16 protein-coding genes are annotated in these 18,703 nt (G+C 50.7%); 9 read left to right on the top strand and 7 right to left on the bottom strand.

Annotated elements, in window-relative coordinates; genetic code table 11:
- Positions 1-169 precede the first annotated feature (169 nt).
- The gene (locus tag IAD09_04760) at positions 170-520 is read right to left on the bottom strand and encodes a hypothetical protein (GenBank protein HIT81533.1); all 351 of its coding nucleotides are present in this window, start codon (positions 518-520) and stop codon (positions 170-172) included.
- A 213-nt stretch (positions 521-733) separates the two neighbouring features.
- Here IAD09_04760 and IAD09_04755 point away from each other — a divergent pair, with 213 nt between their 5' ends.
- A complete protein-coding gene (locus tag IAD09_04755) occupies positions 734-1,219 on the top strand; it encodes a pyridoxamine 5'-phosphate oxidase family protein (GenBank protein ID HIT81532.1) in 486 nt (161 codons plus the stop codon).
- A 94-nt stretch (positions 1,220-1,313) separates the two neighbouring features.
- On the top strand, positions 1,314-2,252 hold the full coding sequence (locus IAD09_04750; GenBank protein HIT81531.1) for a glycosyltransferase: 939 nt from the start codon (positions 1,314-1,316) through the stop codon (positions 2,250-2,252).
- A gap of 78 nt (positions 2,253-2,330) precedes the next feature.
- Here IAD09_04750 and IAD09_04745 read toward each other — a convergent pair whose 3' ends face one another.
- Positions 2,331-3,734 carry an acetylxylan esterase gene (locus IAD09_04745; protein ID HIT81530.1) on the bottom strand — a complete coding sequence of 468 codons (1,404 nt, stop codon included), beginning with the start codon at positions 3,732-3,734 and terminating at the stop codon, positions 2,331-2,333.
- 12 nt (positions 3,735-3,746) lie between these two features.
- On the bottom strand, positions 3,747-4,652 hold the full coding sequence (locus tag IAD09_04740; protein HIT81529.1) for a glycoside hydrolase family 43 protein: 906 nt from the start codon (positions 4,650-4,652) through the stop codon (positions 3,747-3,749).
- A gap of 341 nt (positions 4,653-4,993) precedes the next feature.
- On the opposite strand from IAD09_04740, the gene map reads away from it, so the two are divergent.
- Together map and pelA are read left to right on the top strand one after the other, a co-directional pair.
- Positions 4,994-5,851, top strand: coding sequence for a type I methionyl aminopeptidase (gene map / locus IAD09_04735; protein ID HIT81528.1), 858 nt, complete (start codon positions 4,994-4,996; stop codon positions 5,849-5,851).
- A gap of 277 nt (positions 5,852-6,128) precedes the next feature.
- Positions 6,129-8,030: a pectate lyase gene (gene pelA, locus IAD09_04730; protein HIT81527.1), complete on the top strand. Its 1,902-nt coding sequence runs from the start codon at positions 6,129-6,131 to the stop codon at positions 8,028-8,030.
- Between the two features lie 99 nt (positions 8,031-8,129).
- Here the strand turns inward: pelA and IAD09_04725 are convergent, their stop codons facing one another.
- On the bottom strand, positions 8,130-9,422 hold the full coding sequence (locus tag IAD09_04725) for an HlyC/CorC family transporter (protein HIT81526.1): 1,293 nt from the start codon (positions 9,420-9,422) through the stop codon (positions 8,130-8,132).
- A gap of 362 nt (positions 9,423-9,784) precedes the next feature.
- On the opposite strand from IAD09_04725, the gene IAD09_04720 reads away from it, so the two are divergent.
- Positions 9,785-10,456 (top strand): hypothetical protein, encoded by a 672-nt coding sequence (locus IAD09_04720; protein ID HIT81525.1) that lies wholly within the window; start codon positions 9,785-9,787, stop codon positions 10,454-10,456.
- Positions 10,457-10,548: 92 nt separating this feature from the next.
- On the opposite strand, the gene IAD09_04715 is transcribed toward IAD09_04720, so the two are convergent.
- Positions 10,549-11,703 (bottom strand): glycoside hydrolase family 88 protein, encoded by a 1,155-nt coding sequence (locus IAD09_04715; protein ID HIT81524.1) that lies wholly within the window; start codon positions 11,701-11,703, stop codon positions 10,549-10,551.
- Positions 11,704-11,958: 255 nt separating this feature from the next.
- Between IAD09_04715 and IAD09_04710 the strand changes: the two genes are divergently transcribed.
- Positions 11,959-12,810, top strand: coding sequence for an SDR family oxidoreductase (locus tag IAD09_04710; GenBank protein HIT81523.1), 852 nt, complete (start codon positions 11,959-11,961; stop codon positions 12,808-12,810).
- 130 nt (positions 12,811-12,940) lie between these two features.
- Here the strand turns inward: IAD09_04710 and IAD09_04705 are convergent, their stop codons facing one another.
- On the bottom strand, positions 12,941-14,509 hold the full coding sequence (locus IAD09_04705; GenBank protein ID HIT81522.1) for a glycoside hydrolase family 28 protein: 1,569 nt from the start codon (positions 14,507-14,509) through the stop codon (positions 12,941-12,943).
- Positions 14,510-15,107: 598 nt separating this feature from the next.
- Here IAD09_04705 and IAD09_04700 point away from each other — a divergent pair.
- Positions 15,108-16,505, top strand: coding sequence for a glycoside hydrolase family 28 protein (locus tag IAD09_04700; GenBank protein ID HIT81521.1), 1,398 nt, complete (start codon positions 15,108-15,110; stop codon positions 16,503-16,505).
- A gap of 113 nt (positions 16,506-16,618) precedes the next feature.
- Here the strand turns inward: IAD09_04700 and IAD09_04695 are convergent, their stop codons facing one another.
- Complete coding sequence (locus IAD09_04695) at positions 16,619-17,113, bottom strand: GAF domain-containing protein (protein HIT81520.1); 495 nt, start codon at positions 17,111-17,113, stop codon at positions 16,619-16,621.
- Between the two features lie 191 nt (positions 17,114-17,304).
- On the opposite strand from IAD09_04695, the gene IAD09_04690 reads away from it, so the two are divergent.
- Together IAD09_04690 and IAD09_04685 are read left to right on the top strand one after the other, a co-directional pair.
- Entirely contained in the window at positions 17,305-17,502 is a 198-nt protein-coding gene (locus IAD09_04690; protein HIT81519.1) for a helix-turn-helix transcriptional regulator, read from the top strand.
- A 30-nt stretch (positions 17,503-17,532) separates the two neighbouring features.
- Complete coding sequence (locus IAD09_04685) at positions 17,533-18,657, top strand: adenine-specific methyltransferase EcoRI family protein (protein HIT81518.1); 1,125 nt, start codon at positions 17,533-17,535, stop codon at positions 18,655-18,657.
- The last annotated feature ends 46 nt before the right edge of the window (positions 18,658-18,703 follow it).

The following is an 18,703-nucleotide window of genomic DNA, read 5'->3' as shown; positions in this document are numbered from 1 at the left end:
TGCGGAACTCGCTGCGCTCACACAGTCCTCGCCCTCTTTCCGCTCTCGGCTGCCGCCCTCCCGGCCCGATAAGGGCGGTTTCCCCTTTTTCCTCCTTCTCCTTTTTCGCTTGAAGGGTGAGGGGACTGTCTTTCCCCGCTTTGACGGGGTTTCCAAGGGGCGTTTCTGTTCATTCTTCTCTTCGGTGAGAAGAACGAACCAAGAAGAACCGCCGCCCGGTATCGGGCTTTTTCGCTCGCTCGCCGACGCCTCGCTCGGGGGCTGCGGAACTCGCTGCGCTCACACAGTCCTCGCCCTCTTTCCGCTCTCGGCTGCCGCCCTCCCGGCCCGATAAGGGCGGTTTCTCTTTTTCCTCTATTTTGCGTGTCTTTGCTTGTTTCCTTTTTTCCTTTTTTCCTTTTTTCCCTTCTTCTCCTTTTTCGCTTGAAGGGGGGGGACTGTCATTCTCCGCTCGACGGGGTATCCATGGTTCGTGGCCTTTTACATGAAACGTTTCCATTAAGAAAGCCTCTTTTTTCATAAAGGATTGGATTCCCGCTCTGCGTCGGGAATGACAAGGAAGGACACCCTGAATGATACAAATTTCGCATTCTCACACTCGCTTCTCCGCATCTTCGACTAAGGCCGACAGCTACCCATCACCGTCAAACTCGAAAACTTTTTTTTCATTTGGTTGCGCACTCGTCTTTGCCTATCTTTGTAAAACCAATCTCCTCTAAAAAGCACCACGACCATGCAATATGACAACCACGACGTGCGCCGGCAAGACCGGCTTCTTCCCGAAGAAACAGCCCGACAACTGCTGCGTGAAGGCGAATACGGCTTTCTCTCACTCCTCGACCCCGAAGGCCGCGCCTACGGCATACCGGTAAATTTTGTGTGGGACGGCACCGAAAGCCTCTACATACACTGCGCCCCCGAAGGCCGGAAACTGCGCTGCATCGCCACCCACCCAGAGGTATCGTTCTGTGTCGTGGGCAAGACACACGTCTACTCGCAAAAATTCACCACCGCCTACGAAAGCATCGTACTGAGAGGAAAGGCATCGACGGGACTTCCCGAGACCGAACGCCGCCGGGCACTCGAAATGATTCTCGACAAATACTCCCCCAATGACAAAGAAGTGGGATTGAAATATGCCGAGAAGTCATTCCACCGCACCGAGATTATCCGCATCGACATCGACACGATGAGCGGCAAAAGCAAAGTGATACGATAAGAGGGATTCCCCGGCGAGGGGACGACGCTCCCTTTTCCAAGGCGGGCTCGCCGGTTCAAAAAACATACATTACCTTTACCCGAAATTCCGATATATGGCAAAAGTCTCGGTCATCATACCCAACTACCGTCATGCCCCTTATTTGCAGGAACGCATCGACTCGGTATTGGCACAAACCTGGCGCGATTTTGAAATCATCATTCTCGACGACTGTTCGCCCGACAACTCCCGGGAGGTCATAGAGCGCTACCGCGGCAACGAGAAAATCACCCACATCGTGTATAACGAGCAGAACAGCGGTTCGACCTTCGTGCAATGGCAGAGAGGGTTTGACCTGTCGCAAGGCGAATATATATGGATTGCCGAGAGCGACGACTTTGCCGAACCCGACTTTCTCGCCTCTTGTGTGGAGCAACTCGACCGGGAACCCTCCTACACACTGGCCTATACCGAAAGCCGCCTCGTCGATGCCGAGAGCCACCCGATGAAGAAACGCATGAAAAAAGCCTATTCCCGAGGCGAAGTGTGTGACATGTGGGAGGGAAACGCATTCATTATTGCCAACATGTTGCGATGCAACACGATATACAACGCCAGCATGGTCGTTTTCCGCAAATCGGCGATTCCTGTCGATAGGAGTTACACCGGATTCCGTCTCAACGGCGACTGGCTGTTCTGGGTAGAGATTGCCCGCCAGGGCAAAGTGGCACACATCAACAAGATGCTGAACAATTTCAGGCAACACAACGTAAAGGTCACCCCCACAGCCCACCGCGACGGCACTGCCCTCGTGGAACTGCTGCGACTCTATGACATACTGCTGTCGCGCATCGACCTGCCCCGTCGCACCCGATGGGCCGTCGAAGGGCGCATTGCCCGCCATGCCCTCCGGGCCCTCCGGCGCATCGACGACCCGGTGCGGCGAGGTGAAGTCTCGGAGATGTGGCACAAGAGATATGCACACATGCGGTGGCGCATCATCTGGTACAAATTCTACCGGCATCTTTTTCTCCGTCCGCGCTTTATCCGTTGACAGTTCCCATATATTTCAAAACGAAAAGGCACCACCCCTGCCGGGTGGTGCCTTTCAGTCGTATGTCTAAAAACTCCGTTACCGGGAGAGTGCCGACATCAATTCCGACCAGGAAAGAATAGCACCCTCGGGGAAGCGGTCGGCCGCGCCGAACATCTGCAACTGTTCGGGTGTTTCGATGGTGACCCGACTCTCGTCGCAACGTGCGGCATCAAGGTCGAAAATCTCGATAAAGAAATCATAGACCGCCTTCCGTTTGGTAGGGGTAAACTGATGACGCTCTTCGGGGAAATGCACATTACGCACCTGCCCTACCGCATCGTAATACCCATAGATGTCTTGCAGGAAGGGATATTCGAGCGTGGGCACACTGGCGGTCCAGTCGCCACCGTCGGAGACGACAAGCATCGGCTTGGGCGCAAAAATGGCCGCCAGCTCGGCATTGCAACTGCCGCCGCAGGCTCGGGTCGTACCCATACCGCTCTCGCACGGGCAACCCCCGTCGAAATGCGAAGTAAACGACATGACGGGAGCCGCCGCCGTATATCGGTCGTCGAGCAGCGTGAGGAAAACCGAGAGCGTTCCACCGCCCGAACCGCCACACACCCCGATGCGCGTCGTGTCGATGTCGTTGCGGGAAGAGAGCATTCGGTCGAGAATCTTCAAGCCCCAAAGACATTGCAGCGGTTGGGAAAGTGCATTCTCATGAGAAGCCTGCCCCAACTGCATCTCCGACTCGCCCCAACCGACGAGGTCGAAAGAGACGCACACCGCCCCGCTGCGAGCCAAGGCCGCATAGCGATATTGCATATCGGGATTGTAACGGGCTCCCGCCCAGTGACCGGCCGGCATCATAATCAACGGGTGGTCTCCCCGTTTTCTCGGGGCATATATCGAGCCGCAGACATACAGGCCGGGAAGCGTTTCGAGGGCAAAATTCTGAACGGTGTATCCATCGTACTTGCGGACTTTTCCCTCGAAATACCGGGGAGTGTCAACCGTCTTTTCGAGAAGCGGGTCTATCGCCAAAAGTCGTCTGAAATCCTGCATCAAGAGCGACCGGCGTTGCTCCCATTCCGCCCGATTGTGATATTTCTCATGCAGCCAGGCAATAAGTTTCTTCCCATCGGCGGGGGTACGGCGGTAATATTCATAAGCCTTCACTTTGTAGGTATTCTTTTTCTGTCGCTCATATTTGTAGGTTGTGGGCGACAGGACGTTCTGCATCGTCTCCTCGAACGAATAGGGACGAATGCGAAAGTCGGCATAGGCAAGCATCTGTCCGGCCATAGCCGAAGAGTCTATTTTGAGACGCACGCCAAAATGTTGTTCAATCTCATGCAACACATCGAGGAGCGGCCGTTCAAAACGGTTCTCGTAACAGGGTTGTCCTGACTGGGCGTAGAGCCTGCCCCCGACAAACGGGGCGAGAAATGTCGCCAGCGAACAGAGGATTAGAAATCGTTTCAGTGTCTTTTTCATAATGATTTTATTTTAGGGGCAGGGTCTCGCTCGAAGCAGGCGCTCGACAACCGAGGCGTCGACCTTTATGGCGGTACCGTGTTTATGACCTTTGGGAATCGAAATGAGGGAAGTAATATCTTCGAAATGTTGAAAATCACGCGTACGCACCGCTCCGAACGTATAGCTGCGGTAGCGGTCGTAATAAATAAGATAATCATCGCCCACCCGAATGCAGGTAGGGCCTTCGGACCACTCCGGGGTGAAGGGGAGCGTCTTGTCGCCCCAAGGGCCCACGGGAGATGTCCCCGCCACGGCAAACAAATGACTGTAACCGGGCTTGCGGTTGTCTTTCACGATGAGTCGATAATCACGCTCTCCCCGCTTGACCACAATCCCGTCGATGGTATTGTAGCCCGGCTCATAAAAAAGGCGAGCGGGAGAAAATTCGCAAAAATCACGCGTCACCGTGTAATACAGTCGTTGTGTGCCATCGAAACGTCCCGGTATGGCCGATGCCCAAATGATATAATACTCGTCTGCCGACGACTCATGAAAAAGTTCGGGAGCCCACACATTGCGGGTAAGGGTATCGTAGTCGTGCATCAGCGCGATGTGCCGTTGTTCCGACCAATGGACAAGATCGCGCGAAGAGGCATATCCGAAGCCATAATCGTCGCCCCAGCTCGATGTCCACACCAAATGAAAAGTACCATCGGGGGCTTGTATCATGGAGGGGTCACGAAGGAGAGCCTGTGTCCCCACTTGCGGCCGGAGCCATACACCGGGGACCGAATCCCAATGATAACCATCGTGGCTGTATATAAAACGCAACCCGTCGGTTGCCGGCTCACGGAACGAGGTGGAAAGGTAGACCATACGCCGCTCACAAGAACAGAGCACAACCACACTCAGACACACGAGCCAGTATGACAGCATTCGGTTTTTCATGGAGACAAACTCTTCTTTTTCTTGAAAAACAAAGATAGTGAAAAATATGTCACGCCATGAAACGACAGGCAGGAATGTTGCCATGATTGGGAACACCGCAAAAAACGAAGGCCGCAGGAGTTGGCGTAAAGGGCGGCATTCTCCCTCTACGGGGAGGACTGACGAAAAACAAATCGGAAAACTTCTTCGCCCCACCTTGTTTCTGCTCCCGTCTTTTATTACCTTTGCAGGAGACAGAAGGGGTCTCGTCACAATCAAACTCGAAAACTTTCTTTTCCCGCTTGCTTCTGCTCCCGGCCCTTGCTATCTTTGCATGTAAATTTCACATTATGTCAAGGAAAATCATCAATAACTGGAAAATCACCAAAGGAGCCCCGCTTACCGAACTCGACAAGAAAATACTGTATTTTCAAAATCACGGGTGTCTCGTACCCAGCCGGGAATTGATAAAGACGCCCGAACAAATCGAAGGCATACGACGCAGCGGGGTGGTCAATACCGGCGTACTCGATTTGATAGAAAGTGAAATCAAGGCCGGCATGTCGACCGCGGAAATCGACCGCATGGTCTTCGACTACACCGTTTCGCACGGTGCCATTCCCGCACCGCTCAACTACGAAGGGTTTCCCAAGAGCGTCTGCACTTCAATCAATGAAGTCGTGTGCCACGGAATCCCGAGTGAAGACGAAATTCTGCAAGAAGGCGACATCATCAACGTCGATGTATCGACCATTCTCGACGGATACTATTCCGACGCTTCGCGCATGTTCATCATAGGAAAGACCACCCCCGAAAAAGAAAAGCTCGTGCGTGTCACCAAAGAGTGCCTCGAAATAGGCATGCGCGCCGCCAAGCCTTTCGGTTTTGTCGGCGACATCGGCAACGCCATACAACGGCATGCCGAGAAAAACGGCTTCTCGGTCGTGCGCGACCTCTGCGGACATGGCGTGGGGCTTGCGTTCCACGAAGAGCCGGAAGTGCTCCACTTCGGCCGTAAAGGCACCGGCATGTTGCTCGTCCCGGGTATGGTCTTCACCATCGAACCCATGATCAACATGGGCGACTGGCATGTGTTCATCGACGAAGACGACGGGTGGACAGTCGTCACCGATGACGAAAAACCTTCGGCCCAATGGGAACACACCTTCCTCATGACCGAAAACGGCCTCGAAATATTGACCTATTGACACTCCAATATCTTCGAAAGGCACCTCCGCAATGGAGGTGCCTTTCGATTTTTTACGACACAAAGACGCAGCCGTTCCCCATACCCGGCCGGGCAGAGGCCCCATACCGGCAAACCTACCGCCTCGGCCAAGGGCAAAAATCAGGGGGGCACCCCACGGGCGACAAAGTTAAACTAACTAAAAAAAGGCAGATGCCGATGGCTTAAAGACAGAAATTAAGTAACTTGGTCAATGATTGTCTTGTAAAGAAATTCTCCCATAAACAAAATCTATTCCCATGAAAAAAAGAATTTGGGGCTTAGCAGCCCTTTTATTAGGAAGTTTTTTCTCCGTACATGCCCAAGATGTCTCATCACTCACTTGGTCGCAAGTATGCTCAGGTAAAATGAGTTCGGAATGGTACGGGACGGAAGAAGCACAAAGCATTGCCGATGATGTATTGTATGTGCAGAAAACCAACGGCGGCTGGATGAAAAATGACGAGCTTCACCAACTCACGGCCGAACAAAAACAGTCGCTCTACAACAAGCGCAACGAACACTCCTGCTTCGACAACGCAGCCACCACGCAGGAAATGCGTTTCCTGGCCAAAGTCTACCAACAAACCGGCATAGAAAAATACAAAACGGCTTTCATGAAAGCCCTAAACCTGATTTTCACGGCAGAAAAAGGGTGTGGCGGTTGGTCACAATATTGGCCGCTTTCGGGCAATGGCAGCTACCAAGACTATATCACGTTCAACGACAACCTGACAACCAATGTCATGCGGCTCCTGCAAGACATCATCGGCAACAAAGGCGATTTTGAAAACCTGGTCGACGACGAGACGCGTGCCCGGTGCGAAGCCTCTTTCCAAAAGGGCTTGGAAGTCATCATAAAATGCCAAGTAAACGACAACGGCACGATGGCCGCCTGGTGCGCCCAGCACGACACGACCACTTTCTTGCCGACCGAAGGCCGGCCACATGAGTTACCCTCCATCAGCGGAAGTGAATCGGCCAGCCTGCTTTCGTTCCTGATGACCGTAGAAAACCCCTCGAAAGAACTGCAAGCCACCATCACATCGGCCGTCGAGTGGCTCGATGCCCACAAAATCGAGGGCAAAGCCATCGAAGAGTTTACCAATGACGAGGGTGAAAAAGACCGCAGGGTCATCGACAAATCCGGCAGCGCCATTTGGGGGCGCTTCATACAGTTGGGCGGAGAAACCGGCGAACAAACGTATGATGCCTTTTTTACCAAACTGAAAAAACGCAACAAATCGCGCTCCTACACAACCGGAGGCAAAACCTACACATATACCGAATATGAAATTGCCACCACTTCATACAGACCCGAGATGGCCTACCAACCCATATATGCCATCTATGACGACCAATACCAGCACCTTTATTACCGGTTCCTCTACAATTATGAAGACACCGACCCCGAAGTCGACAGCAAAGGGCTCGCCATACCCACCTCGCTGAATGCCATTCGACGCACGAGCTACCAGTTTCTCGGGAGCTGGTGCCTGAACGTCATCAATGTCGAATATCCGGCTTGGTTGCAGCGCATCAAGGACCAGGAAGAATCGGCCGGATATGTAACTTACGCGCTGTCGTCGGAGACATACACCGGTTCTACGACCAGCGGTTCCACCACCTCCTATAATTTCTCGGGAGGAATAAGCATATCCAACGAAAAAGGAAAGGCTTATGCTCCCGGACTATCTTCTGTCAAGGGCATTAAATATTCGGCCGGAGTAAAATACACCATCACCCTACCCGACGGTATCACGGTCGACAAAATCAAGTTCTACGGATATGACAATTATGCAGAAGCCGATGCCTACATCAGTAATCTCAATGGCGTTACCTACAACAGCACCGAATATGTTTTCCCCGCCAAAGACGAAAATGGCAATGTAACATTGACCTCCCACACGTTCGACTTTTCTGAACAACCGGCAAGTGGCAACATCGATTTTACCATTGCCGGAAAACAATGCGGCCTTGCCATCACCCTCTTCTGCAAAGATTCGGCAAGCGGTGTCACCGACATCACGACCGACAACCGTTCAGGGCTGGAAAAGGGAAAGAAGATACTCCAAGACGGACAACTCTTAATCCATAAAGACGGGAACTGGTACAACCTGGCGGGGCAAATCGTCGGACAAGACGCGAGACCCGACAAATGACGAGGAACCAACAACAGCTTCGCTACACGCTCCACATAGAAACGGGAGGCAGGCGGTAAAATCGCCTGCCTCCCGTTTCTATGTGGCCGCTGACAATAATTACTCTTCGGGCTCGCTATCGGCCTCCGTACGTTCCACAAGGACTTTGTCGATGCGGGCACCGTCCATATCGACAATCTCAAACGAGAACCCGTTCCAAGAGACCTTCTCGCCGGCATGCGGAATATGCTCCAACAAGTCGAGCAACAGACCGCTTATCGTGTTGTAACTGGCCTGCTCGAAAAGTTCTTCTTTATCGAAATAGGTCAAGAAATCATAGAACGAGCACTGGCCATCGACCAGCCAACTCTCGGAGTCGGCGCGCTTCACGATGTCGGGGTCTTCGTGCGGACTGTCGATAGAACCGACCAACCCTTCGAGTATGTCGCGCAGGGTGATGATTCCTTGGCAACAACCAAACTCATCGCATATCAGTGCCTGACTGATGCGTTTCTCCTTCATCTGAGCCAAGGCATCGTAGACGCTCATCGTCTCGTGGAAAAAGGTGGCCGGCGTAATGACCGAGTGGAAATCGAAATCCTCATCATCGAGATGGAAGACCAAATTTTTGAGAGACACCACTCCCTTTACATCATCGAAAGAGCGGTCGATAACAGGATACATCTCATGCACGGTTTCGCGCACAACCGCTTTCACCTCCTCGCGGGTCATCGCGATGTCAAGAGCCACCATGTCGGTGCGATAGGTCATCAGCGCATTGACCTTCAAATCGCCCATGATGAGGACTCGTTCCATGATGTCCTGTTCGACTTCCTGCACCTCCCCGTCTTCGGCGCCTTCCTGTATTATCGACTTTATCTCATCTTCGGTAACCTTACTGCCGCCGTCCTTGATTCCCAGCAGGCTAAACATGACGGAAGTACTCTTGGCCAATATCCAAACAAAAGGGGCTGCCACGACCGAGATGAAATACATAAAGGGGGCTATCAATTTGGATATGCGCTCGGCCGAACTCATTCCGATGCGCTTGGGCACCAACTCACCGAAGATGATGGTAAAATAGGTCACCAAAATCACGATAATCGTCTGTGCCAAGGGTTGTGCATATACGGCAGGGACATGCCACTGCAACAATAAGGCGGCAAAGTCGGCCGAAAGGGTTGCACCCGAATAGATACCGGTAAGGATACCTATGAGGGTAATGCCTATCTGCACGGTAGAAAGGAATTTTTCGGGTTCACAAGCCAGTTTCAGGGCCGTGGAGGCAGACTTGCTCCCGCGCTTTTCATCAGATGCCAAACTGGATTTGCGAGCCGATATAACGGCTATTTCGGACATCGAAAAAAGGCCATTCAGTAAAATAAGAAAAATAATGATGAGAATCTCGTTCATGGATATTTCAATGGGTTCATAACAAAGTCGCTCGATTGAATGGTAAAATTTGACGACACAAGGCGACTCTTTTGTGCAAAGATACAACCATTGAAAGAAAAAAAAACAAAAAATATCTGTATATGTAATAACTTCTGTTGCCTAAGACTTGGGGCATAGCCTCCGATAGAGGATTATTTTGTTACACGATTAGGCATATATGGACCAATAACCGATACAGAGGCAGACGAGATGGACGCCACGGCTGTCGCGAAATTTCCTTTACACAGAAACGTGGTTAAACTTTTTTGTACTTTGCCGCACGGGCATGATGTCACAATAGATTGTTTTTATTTGTACCTTTGCTCATCGAAATTCGAAATATGAAAAATTTGTTAAAAAGATACCTGCTGTTCATTGTCGGTCTCTATTTCCTGGCCGCGGGCATTGTGCTTATCCTTCGTTCATCTTTGGGGACAACCCCGATTTCAAGCGTCAACTATGTATTAAGTCTGAACACGACATTCTCTTTGGGAACGTGGACATTCCTCATCAATCTGCTGCTCATCATCGGACAGTTCTGGTTTGTACGCGACCGCATGAACCGCCGGGACACCATAGATATTTTACTTCAAATTCCGTTCTCTTTTCTCTTCGGCTTGTTTATCGACCTCAACATGTTGCTTACGACAACCCTGCAACCGCACCACTACATCATCTCTATTGCCGTCTTGTTGCTTGGGTGCCTGGTACAGGCTGTCGGGGTGGTTTTGGAGATTAAACCGCGTGTAACGATGATGAGTGCCGAAGGTTTTGTGAGTTACGCCTCACGACGTTACCACAAAGATTTCGGGAAACTCAAAGTTGCTTTCGACGTCACGTTGGTGACACTTGCTCTTATCTTATCACTCCTGCTCGCCCATAAAATCGAAGGGGTGCGCGAAGGAACCGTCATTGCAGCCTGCATCACCGGTTATGTCATCAGTTTCCTGAGCAACAAAATCATGACCCGCGCCACACTGCGCAAGATTCTTCCTGCCAGGATTTCTATCTGAAAATTCTTCTTCTCTTCATAAAACGGGGGTTGCCGCAGTAGCGGCAACCCCCGTTGCGTTTTTGGGGTGAAGCGCGCCTCACGAGGCGGCTCTTATTTCATTTTGTAGATTTCGGTTCCGGCCATCAGGAAGGCGCCCAAACCGAAGTCGTCGAAATCGGGTTCGCGGTCATATGTAACAGGCTGAGCCTCTTTGGGTTCCTTGCCAGAGCCCTGCACATAACCCAGGAATCCGTTGGGGTGGAGACAATCTTTCACCATGGCATTCCAAGCCTTGTAGATGACGGGTTCATACTCGGCGGCGTCGAGCAGGCCGTTGTTCACGCCATAAGCCATTCCGTAGATGAACATGGCCGTACCTGTCAACTCCTTACCTCCGTAATTGTCGGGGTCGTGCAAACTGACATTCCACAGGCCATCCTCCCGCTGCACTTTCTTCAAGGCGCCGCACATGTCGACCAACATTTGGGTGTATTCTTGACGGTGAGGCTCATCGGCGGGCAAGAGTTCGAGCATGCGCACCATGGCCACGACAATCCAACCGTTACCACGCGACCAGTAGCAATCTTCTCCGTTGGGCTCCTTGTAAGGAGGGTCAAAATCGCCATCACGCCACCACAGTTGGTCTTCGGGATTATACAGTCCGTTGGCACCGTGACGGGTCTTGGTGTAATTATACATCTCATAAGCCCGCTCATAGTAGGCCGTGTCACCGGTTATGTTCCCCAACTGGGCGAATATGGGCATGGCCATCTGCACGGCATCGATCCAGTGCCAGTCGTCGATTTTGTCGGTCACCATCATCGAGTCGATAGAGGTCTTGATGTTGGTGATGTAACGTTCGGGTTTTTCGGGGTCGAGTTGATAGAGATAGAGATAAGCCTGACCGGCACACTGGTTGTCGGCATTGCGGGTTTTCCAGCCGTTCTTGGTGCTGCGCAATTTCCAGTCGTGTTTGTTTCCCCACTCCAACATATAGTCGAGATAGCGTTGTTGGGGGTCGATTTCCCACAAGTCGATAAGACCTTCGTAATAATAAGCACGAGTCCACACGTTGGTCTCATAGTTGCGTTTGCGCGAGGGATAGGGAATGGCCTCTCCGGGGTCGCTCCACTTCTCCATAAAATAATCGTTGGCCAAACGAAGGGATTTCAATACATCTTCTTTCTCAGGTTTCTGGGTCGACGGTGTTTCGGCGCAACCGGCAAGAAACAATACGCCCAAGAAAAGGACAGACAGTTTTTTCATCGGTTCTTGTTTTTAATGGTTATTCTTTTCATGGTTTTGTACTTTCGCCAAGAATCGGATTTGAAGCATGGCTTCCATCGCGAATTCCTTATGGGGTGTAAAATTAATCTATTCTTTTGATTTATTACACTATATCTTGCTTTTTATTCCCGACCGAAGCAAAATTGCAAGAAAAACAGAAACTTTTTTTACTTTTGCCGATACAATGACGGCTATCAAAATCGGGGTCGCCGTTCTCCTAAAAAGTTGTGTATCATGGCAGACAATTATCTCGAAAAGAAATTTGAAGCGTATGCCGCCCAGAAATCGGCCGGAAAAACAAAAAAAATCACACAATCGGGTCCGCGACCGGGACACATCGAGGTGAAGTTCGCCCCCCGACGGGTATTCATCACCGGCGGAGCCTCGGGAATAGGCCAGGCTGTGGTGAAGGCTTTTCGCAAGGCAGGCTGCCATGTGGCCTTTTGTGACAACGACCGCAAAAAGGGTACCCTTACGGCTCAGGAAAGCGGTGCGAGATTTTACCCGGTCGATGTATGCGACGTCCAGGCGCTGGAAGCCTGCATGCAAGACCTTTTCACGACATGGGGTGACCTCGACATTATTATCAACAACGTCGGCATCAGCTGCTTTTCGCCACTGGCCGAAACATCGATTGAGGAGTTTGACCGCATCTTGGCCACCAACCTGCGGCCGGCCTTCATCACATCTCGCGCCTTGGCACGCCATCGCCAAGTACTTCCGCAGCCCAACACCTATGGACGCATCGTCAACATCACATCGACCCGTTACCTTATGAGTGAACCGGGCAGCGAAGGATATGCGGCCTCGAAAGGGGGCATCTACTCCCTCACCCACGCCCTCGCACTATCATTGGCACCCCAGCACATCACGGTCAACTCCATCGCTCCGGGCTGGATTGAGAATAACCACTACGAATCTTTGCGCCCCGAAGACCACGCACAGCACCCCTCGGGACGGGTGGGGCGCCCCGAAGACATCGCCCGCATGTGCCTCTTTCTCTGCATGGAAGAGAATGACTTCATCAACGGCGAGAATATCACCGTCGACGGAGGCATGACCAAAAAGATGATTTACATCGAATAATCGCCGAAGGCCACCGCAACGGCCCGACCGGACGAGGATAATCTTGACTGCCGCCCTATCCTAAAAAAGTTGCGGAAGAGTTTTTTCACCTCTTCCGCAACCTGCCATATTCACTAAACCTTAACCTATCTCAAAGCGAGACAACCTGCCGTTCACCCACTTCGGCATACGGCATACCATTGATGTTCACATCTTTGGCTTGTTCTATCTGGACGGCAGGACCATCGGATTGGATATTGAGGCCCGACATGGTCACCTCTTCGACATGACTGATGACAACCCCATGGTGGGCATCGGTCACCACCATATCATCGACCGTGATATTTCGCACGGGCAACTCAGGCAGGCCATTGAAGGCGGCAGCACGACCGGCTCCGCGGCAATATACGCCCGAGATGTGTATGTCCTTGAAAACGGGCGTGCCTTCGTCAACGGGCGGGATTTGTTGTACACGGCCATTGCTGCCCATGTAATACAGGTCAAACGTCAACGCATCGCCCGAAATATTTATCATGTTGATGTTGTTGATATAGATGTCCTCCACCACGCCACCACGACCGCGGGCACTTTTAAACCGCAATCCGGTGTCGGTACCCACAAAGGAACAATCGGTCACATACACATTCTTCACGCCCCCCGACATCTCGCTGCCGATGACAAAACCGCCGTGGCCATGCAACACGACATTGTCTTTGACAATGACATTCTCGCAGGGCTCTCCACGAAGGCGACCTTCCTCGTCACGTCCCGACTTCAAGCAGATGGCATCGTCACCGGCATCGAACAGGCAGTTGGTGACGAGCACATTTTTGCAAGACTCCACGTCGAGGGCATCGCCATTTTGCGAATACCAAGGATTGAATACCTTCACGTCGTTCACAATCAACGATTCGCAAGAAAGCGGGTGAATGCACCATGCGGGTGAATTTTTGAACGTCACCCCTTCCAAGAGCACTTTTTTACACTTTCTGATACTTACCAATACAGGACGCAACCAACCGCGCATCTCATTCCATTCGGCGTCGCTTATCGACCCGGCAGCACGGGTCTTCAACAACTCAGCCGCCTTCATCGAGTTGACGTCGGGATACCAAATTTTTCCATCGGGATCGACTCCCCCACCCGATTTCAGCAGGTCTTTCCATTGACGCTCGGTCATTTTCATCTTTTTCACAGGGCGCCACTCGTCACCGGCACCGTCGAAGACCCCTTCGCCCGTGATGGCAATATTCTCGGCATCAAGCGCCGAAATAGGCGATTGGCAACGCTTCTCGCTGCGGCCTTCAAAAGAGGTGGCTATAATTGGATAGAGGCTGTAATCGCTGCTGAATGTCACCAAAGCATTCCGCTCGGCATAAAGATTGACATTGCTCTGCAACACAATGGGACCGGTAAGCCACAAGCCGGCCGGTATAACCACCGTGCCGCCGCCCTTTTCGTGCACCGAACGAATGGCCGCATTGATAGCTTCGGTACAAAGCACACGCCCGCCTTCCTCAGCGCCAAAATCACAAATGTTCACCCGATAATCGGGGAAAACAGGACGTTGCACCTCGGGCATTGCAAAAGGGAGGTTCTCATACACCTCTCCCGATACCGCATCTCCTTGCGGAGTCTGAGGGGCCGTGACACACGAAGTGGCTGCCAGCAAAGTGCCCGCCACAGAAACAATCAAGCTCTTTTTCAAAATAGAATACATCTTGTCTGGGTTTATTGTTTTACAGTTTTTCTTACAAGAATATTTAATTCCTCGGACTTTGCCTATCGGCAGGTGCCGACAATCGTCCGACGGGCAAGTACGGCTTTCGTCGCATCGGACAGGTCTTCGATATAAAATTTTTATATATGATTGCCAATCGCGCCAAAGGTTTAAATGGTTTTCAAAATTAGGGTAAAATTTCTTCAAACAGGGGGAATAATCAGTGATAAACGTGCACTTTTTCGTCCATCGGGTCGATATAGCGCATAATTTGGGCAAAAAATCGGTTTTTCTGTTCACCGCTCCCACCTCATGGCTCGACGCGACAACAACAGCGGCCAACCTCTTTCCACAAGTTCTTCCGGGCAAGGCATCAGAGATACAGACGTTTTTTCAGACAGGAGCGCTTCTGACGGGCGGGGAGATTGAATACCCCGGGAGAGTGCCGGGCAAAACTCGTGACATAAAACGTCGCCATAAAATTAAAGTAGAGCAAAGAGGGTTTATTGTCAGGAAAATCACTATATTTGTAAACACAGCCATATAGCCCTATCCGCACAAACAGAAACAAAAAATTCAACCATAAATCACACGAACCATGACACATCTCAACTGTCTCCTGGTAGCCGCCGTGCTACTGCTTGCCCCCCTCACGGGGCTGGCATCGAACGATGCCGAACGAATCGCCAAACGCGATGCCATCTTGGCTCAAATCACCGGCGCCACAATGCCACAAAAGACATTAAGCATCACGGCCTTTGGCGCCAAAGGCGATGGCAAGAAAGATTGCAAGCCGGCCTTTGACAAAGCCATGAAACGCGCCGCCCGGCAAGGCGGAGCCCGCATCGTCGTACCGGCCGGGGAATACCTGCTCAACGGGCCCATACATTTTGTGAGCAACGTGTGCCTCGAACTGCAAGAGGGCGCCACGTTGAAATTCTCGCCCGAGCCCCGTTACTACCTCCCCGTGGTAAAAACAAGCTGGGAAGGGACTTTCTTGCAAAATTACAGCCCTTTCATCTACGGATACCAACTCGAAAATGTCTCCATCGTAGGGAAAGGAACGATAGACGGCAACGCGGCAACGACCTTCTCGACCTGGAAGAACAAGCAAAGGGAAGGACAGCAGCTGACCCGCGACGTGAATCACAACGAGACACCTGTCGAGGAACGGAACTTCGGCGAGGGTTTCTATTTGCGTCCGCAACTGATACAGTTCTTCGACTGCAAGAACATCACCATCGAAGGGGTGTTCATCACCAACGCCCCATTCTGGTGCATTCACCTGCTGAAATCGGAAAACATCATCTGCCGGGGTATCCGCTACGATGCCAAGTTGGTAAACAATGACGGCATCGACCCCGAATACAGCCGCAACCTGCTCATCGAAAATATCGAGTTCAACAACGGCGACGACAACGTCGCCATCAAATGCGGACGCGACAACGACGGCTGGAAGACCAACCGGCCTTCGGAAAACATCATCATTCGCAACTGCAAATTCAAAGGTCTGCACGGCGTGGTGCTCGGCAGCGAAATGTCGTCGGGCGTGCAAAACGTCTTTATCGAAGATTGCACCTACGGAGGCTATTGCAAACGGGGCATCTACATGAAGACCAACCCCGACCGCGGTGGATTCCTGCGCAACATCTATGTCAACAACTGCACCTTCGGCGAAGTGGAAGACCTCTTCTATGTAACCTCGATGTATGGCGGGGAAGGCATGGACAACAACCACTTCACTGAAGTGTCCGACATCTATGTAAAAGATTTGCGCTGCAAAGCGGCGTCGGCCGCCGCACTGGTGCTGCAAGGCACCACGGCCAAGCCCATACGCAACGTATATTTCGAAAACGTGAATGTCGACAAAGCCGGCATCGGGCTGAGTTTCTCCAACACCGAAAGCATCAGCATCAAGAATTGCAACCTGGGCGGCTATGTAGGCGTACCCTCCACGGCCAGTCAAAAAGACAAATTGTTCGACAAAGACAAATAACAGTTCACCCTACCCGGGAACAGGAAGGGGTATCGCCTATCCCCGGCAAAGGGCAACTATAAAAGAACAGGCGGCACCGAGAGTGCCGCCTGTTCTTTTATTCAACAGAGACTCTAATAGAGCGTGCGGGAAAGAATGGCGGCCAACTGTTCGAGGTAACAGCGGTCGGTATCGTCGAAGGTGGCATAATGCTCGCTGTCGATGTCGAGCACACTGCGCACCTCGGGGTTCTCGCCGGCCGAGAAAATCGGGACGACAATCTCGGAACGCGACAGCGAACTGCACGCTATGTGTCCCGGGAACTGCTCGACATCGGGCACGACAACCGTCTGCCCCTGCGCCCAGGCCGTGCCGCACACGCCGCGGCCGTGCTTTATGCGATAGCAGGCCACGCTGCCCTGGAACGGGCCCAGCACAAGTTCATTGCCCTTGACCCGATAGAAGCCGACCCAGAAAAAGCCGAAAGCCTCTCGCAACGCCGCCGAGGCATTGGCCATGACACTTATCTCGTCGTCAATACCCTCGACCAGCACCTCGAACTGCCGAAGAAACTCCCCGTAACGCTCGGTCTTGGTCAGCTCCGAAGGTAACGCAAAACTCTGTTCCATAATCAAAGTCAAAATATTTTATACTACCTCAAAAACCCTCTAATTAGTGCAACTATCTAATATAATATATTTGCGATTGTTTTTCGCTTAAACGGGTTACGTGATGTAAAGGTAATACTTTCCTTTGAAAAATGCGCATTTACCAAATTAAATTTTATACTTTTGTACCCATCAGACAAAAGAATGTGAATATGAACCGAATAAAAGAGGTGTTGGAGGCTAAAAGAATTAGCCAAACGGAATTGGCAAACAGACTTGGAAAGACTTTCAATATGGTCAATCTGTATGCTACGAACAAGGTGCAGCCTCCCATTCCCGTTTTATATCAAATTGCAGACATTCTGAATGTTGATGTCAGAGACTTGTTAATACCTAATAAAATTAGTTGATAGCTTAGTAAACAACAAAAAGAAGAAACGATGGCAAATAGTAATTTGAAGGAAGCGAAGGCAGCTAAAAACGATGAATTCTATACTCAATTCCACGACATTGAGGTGGAAATGAATGCATACCTTGAATATGACCCAAACGTGTTCAGGGGCAAGACAGTTTTATTACCTTGCGATGACCCTGAATGGAGTAACTTTACCCGTTATTTCGCCGCCAAGTTCGATGAACTTGGATTGAAAAAGTTGATTTCTACAAGCTATGCACCAGATGCAAAGAAAATGAGGCTATTGTCTGAACCCACTTTGTTTGAAATAGATGCTCCACAATTTGACCCGTCAAAGGCCCAAACAAAAGGAAAGATATTCATTCTTGATAAAGATTTATCTGGTGATGGAAGAATAAACATTGATGATCTGCATTGGGAATATCTTAATGGAGATGGTGATTTTAGAAGCAAAGAAGTTTCAGAATTACGTGATGAAGCAGATATTATTATTACTAATCCTCCATTTTCTCTCTTTCGAGAATTTTTAGCTTGGATTGTTTCAGCTAATAAAAAGTTCATTATTATCGGAAATATGAATGCTGTAACATACAAAGAAACATTCCCTTTAATTAAAGAAAATAAAATGTGGATGGGATATTCTATTCATAGTGGAGATAGGGAATTTGAAGTTCCCGATGAGTATCCTTTGAATGCGGCAGGATGGAGAATTGATGAGAATGGGAGAAAGTTTATTAGGGTAAAAGGTGTACGGTGGTTTACTAACATAGACCATGGGCGGCGTCATGAACCACTTCCTTTGATGACCATGGCAGACAATCTTCGTTTTTCAAGACACAAAGAGATAAAAGGGAAAGTCTCTTATGACCATTATGATAATTACGATGCCATAGAAGTTCCTTTTACAGATGCTATTCCCTCAGATTATGATGGCGTTATGGGGGTTCCTATTTCCTTCTTGGATAAGTATTGTCCGGAGCAATTTGAAATCTTAGGGATAACTGATAGAGGAAATGAATGGGGGTTAAAAACCAAAGAATATGTCATCTCTGATACTCCTAATTGGACAGATTTGAATCGGAGAGGTGCTATCAGGTATAATGGCTCCTTAACTTCAACATATGCTCGATTACTCATTCGCAAATTATAATCCGATATGCCTGATAAGGACTCTTGCATATACTTGAGTGTAATAC

The organism is Candidatus Caccoplasma merdavium, assembly GCA_018715595.1.
In the GTDB taxonomy this organism is placed as follows: domain Bacteria; phylum Bacteroidota; class Bacteroidia; order Bacteroidales; family UBA11471; genus Caccoplasma; species Caccoplasma merdavium.
The sequence above is the reverse complement of the archived record's forward strand: the minus strand, read 5'-3'. Positions and strand labels throughout refer to the sequence as shown.

Bases quoted from the DNA above. Each gene is read 5' to 3' on its own strand.
- IAD09_04760 (HIT81533.1), bottom strand. From the start codon at position 520: ATGAAAAAAGAGGCTTTCTTAATGGAAACGTTTCATGTAAAAGGCCAC.
- IAD09_04755 (HIT81532.1), top strand. From the start codon at position 734: ATGCAATATGACAACCACGACGTGCGCCGGCAAGACCGGCTTCTTCCC.
- IAD09_04750 (HIT81531.1), top strand. From the start codon at position 1,314: ATGGCAAAAGTCTCGGTCATCATACCCAACTACCGTCATGCCCCTTAT.
- IAD09_04745 (HIT81530.1), bottom strand. From the start codon at position 3,734: ATGAAAAAGACACTGAAACGATTTCTAATCCTCTGTTCGCTGGCGACA.
- IAD09_04740 (HIT81529.1), bottom strand. From the start codon at position 4,652: ATGCTGTCATACTGGCTCGTGTGTCTGAGTGTGGTTGTGCTCTGTTCT.
- map (HIT81528.1), top strand. From the start codon at position 4,994: ATGTCAAGGAAAATCATCAATAACTGGAAAATCACCAAAGGAGCCCCG.
- pelA (HIT81527.1), top strand. From the start codon at position 6,129: ATGAAAAAAAGAATTTGGGGCTTAGCAGCCCTTTTATTAGGAAGTTTT.
- IAD09_04725 (HIT81526.1), bottom strand. From the start codon at position 9,422: ATGAACGAGATTCTCATCATTATTTTTCTTATTTTACTGAATGGCCTT.
- IAD09_04720 (HIT81525.1), top strand. From the start codon at position 9,785: ATGAAAAATTTGTTAAAAAGATACCTGCTGTTCATTGTCGGTCTCTAT.
- IAD09_04715 (HIT81524.1), bottom strand. From the start codon at position 11,703: ATGAAAAAACTGTCTGTCCTTTTCTTGGGCGTATTGTTTCTTGCCGGT.
- IAD09_04710 (HIT81523.1), top strand. From the start codon at position 11,959: ATGGCAGACAATTATCTCGAAAAGAAATTTGAAGCGTATGCCGCCCAG.
- IAD09_04705 (HIT81522.1), bottom strand. From the start codon at position 14,509: ATGTATTCTATTTTGAAAAAGAGCTTGATTGTTTCTGTGGCGGGCACT.
- IAD09_04700 (HIT81521.1), top strand. From the start codon at position 15,108: ATGACACATCTCAACTGTCTCCTGGTAGCCGCCGTGCTACTGCTTGCC.
- IAD09_04695 (HIT81520.1), bottom strand. From the start codon at position 17,113: ATGGAACAGAGTTTTGCGTTACCTTCGGAGCTGACCAAGACCGAGCGT.
- IAD09_04690 (HIT81519.1), top strand. From the start codon at position 17,305: ATGAACCGAATAAAAGAGGTGTTGGAGGCTAAAAGAATTAGCCAAACG.
- IAD09_04685 (HIT81518.1), top strand. From the start codon at position 17,533: ATGGCAAATAGTAATTTGAAGGAAGCGAAGGCAGCTAAAAACGATGAA.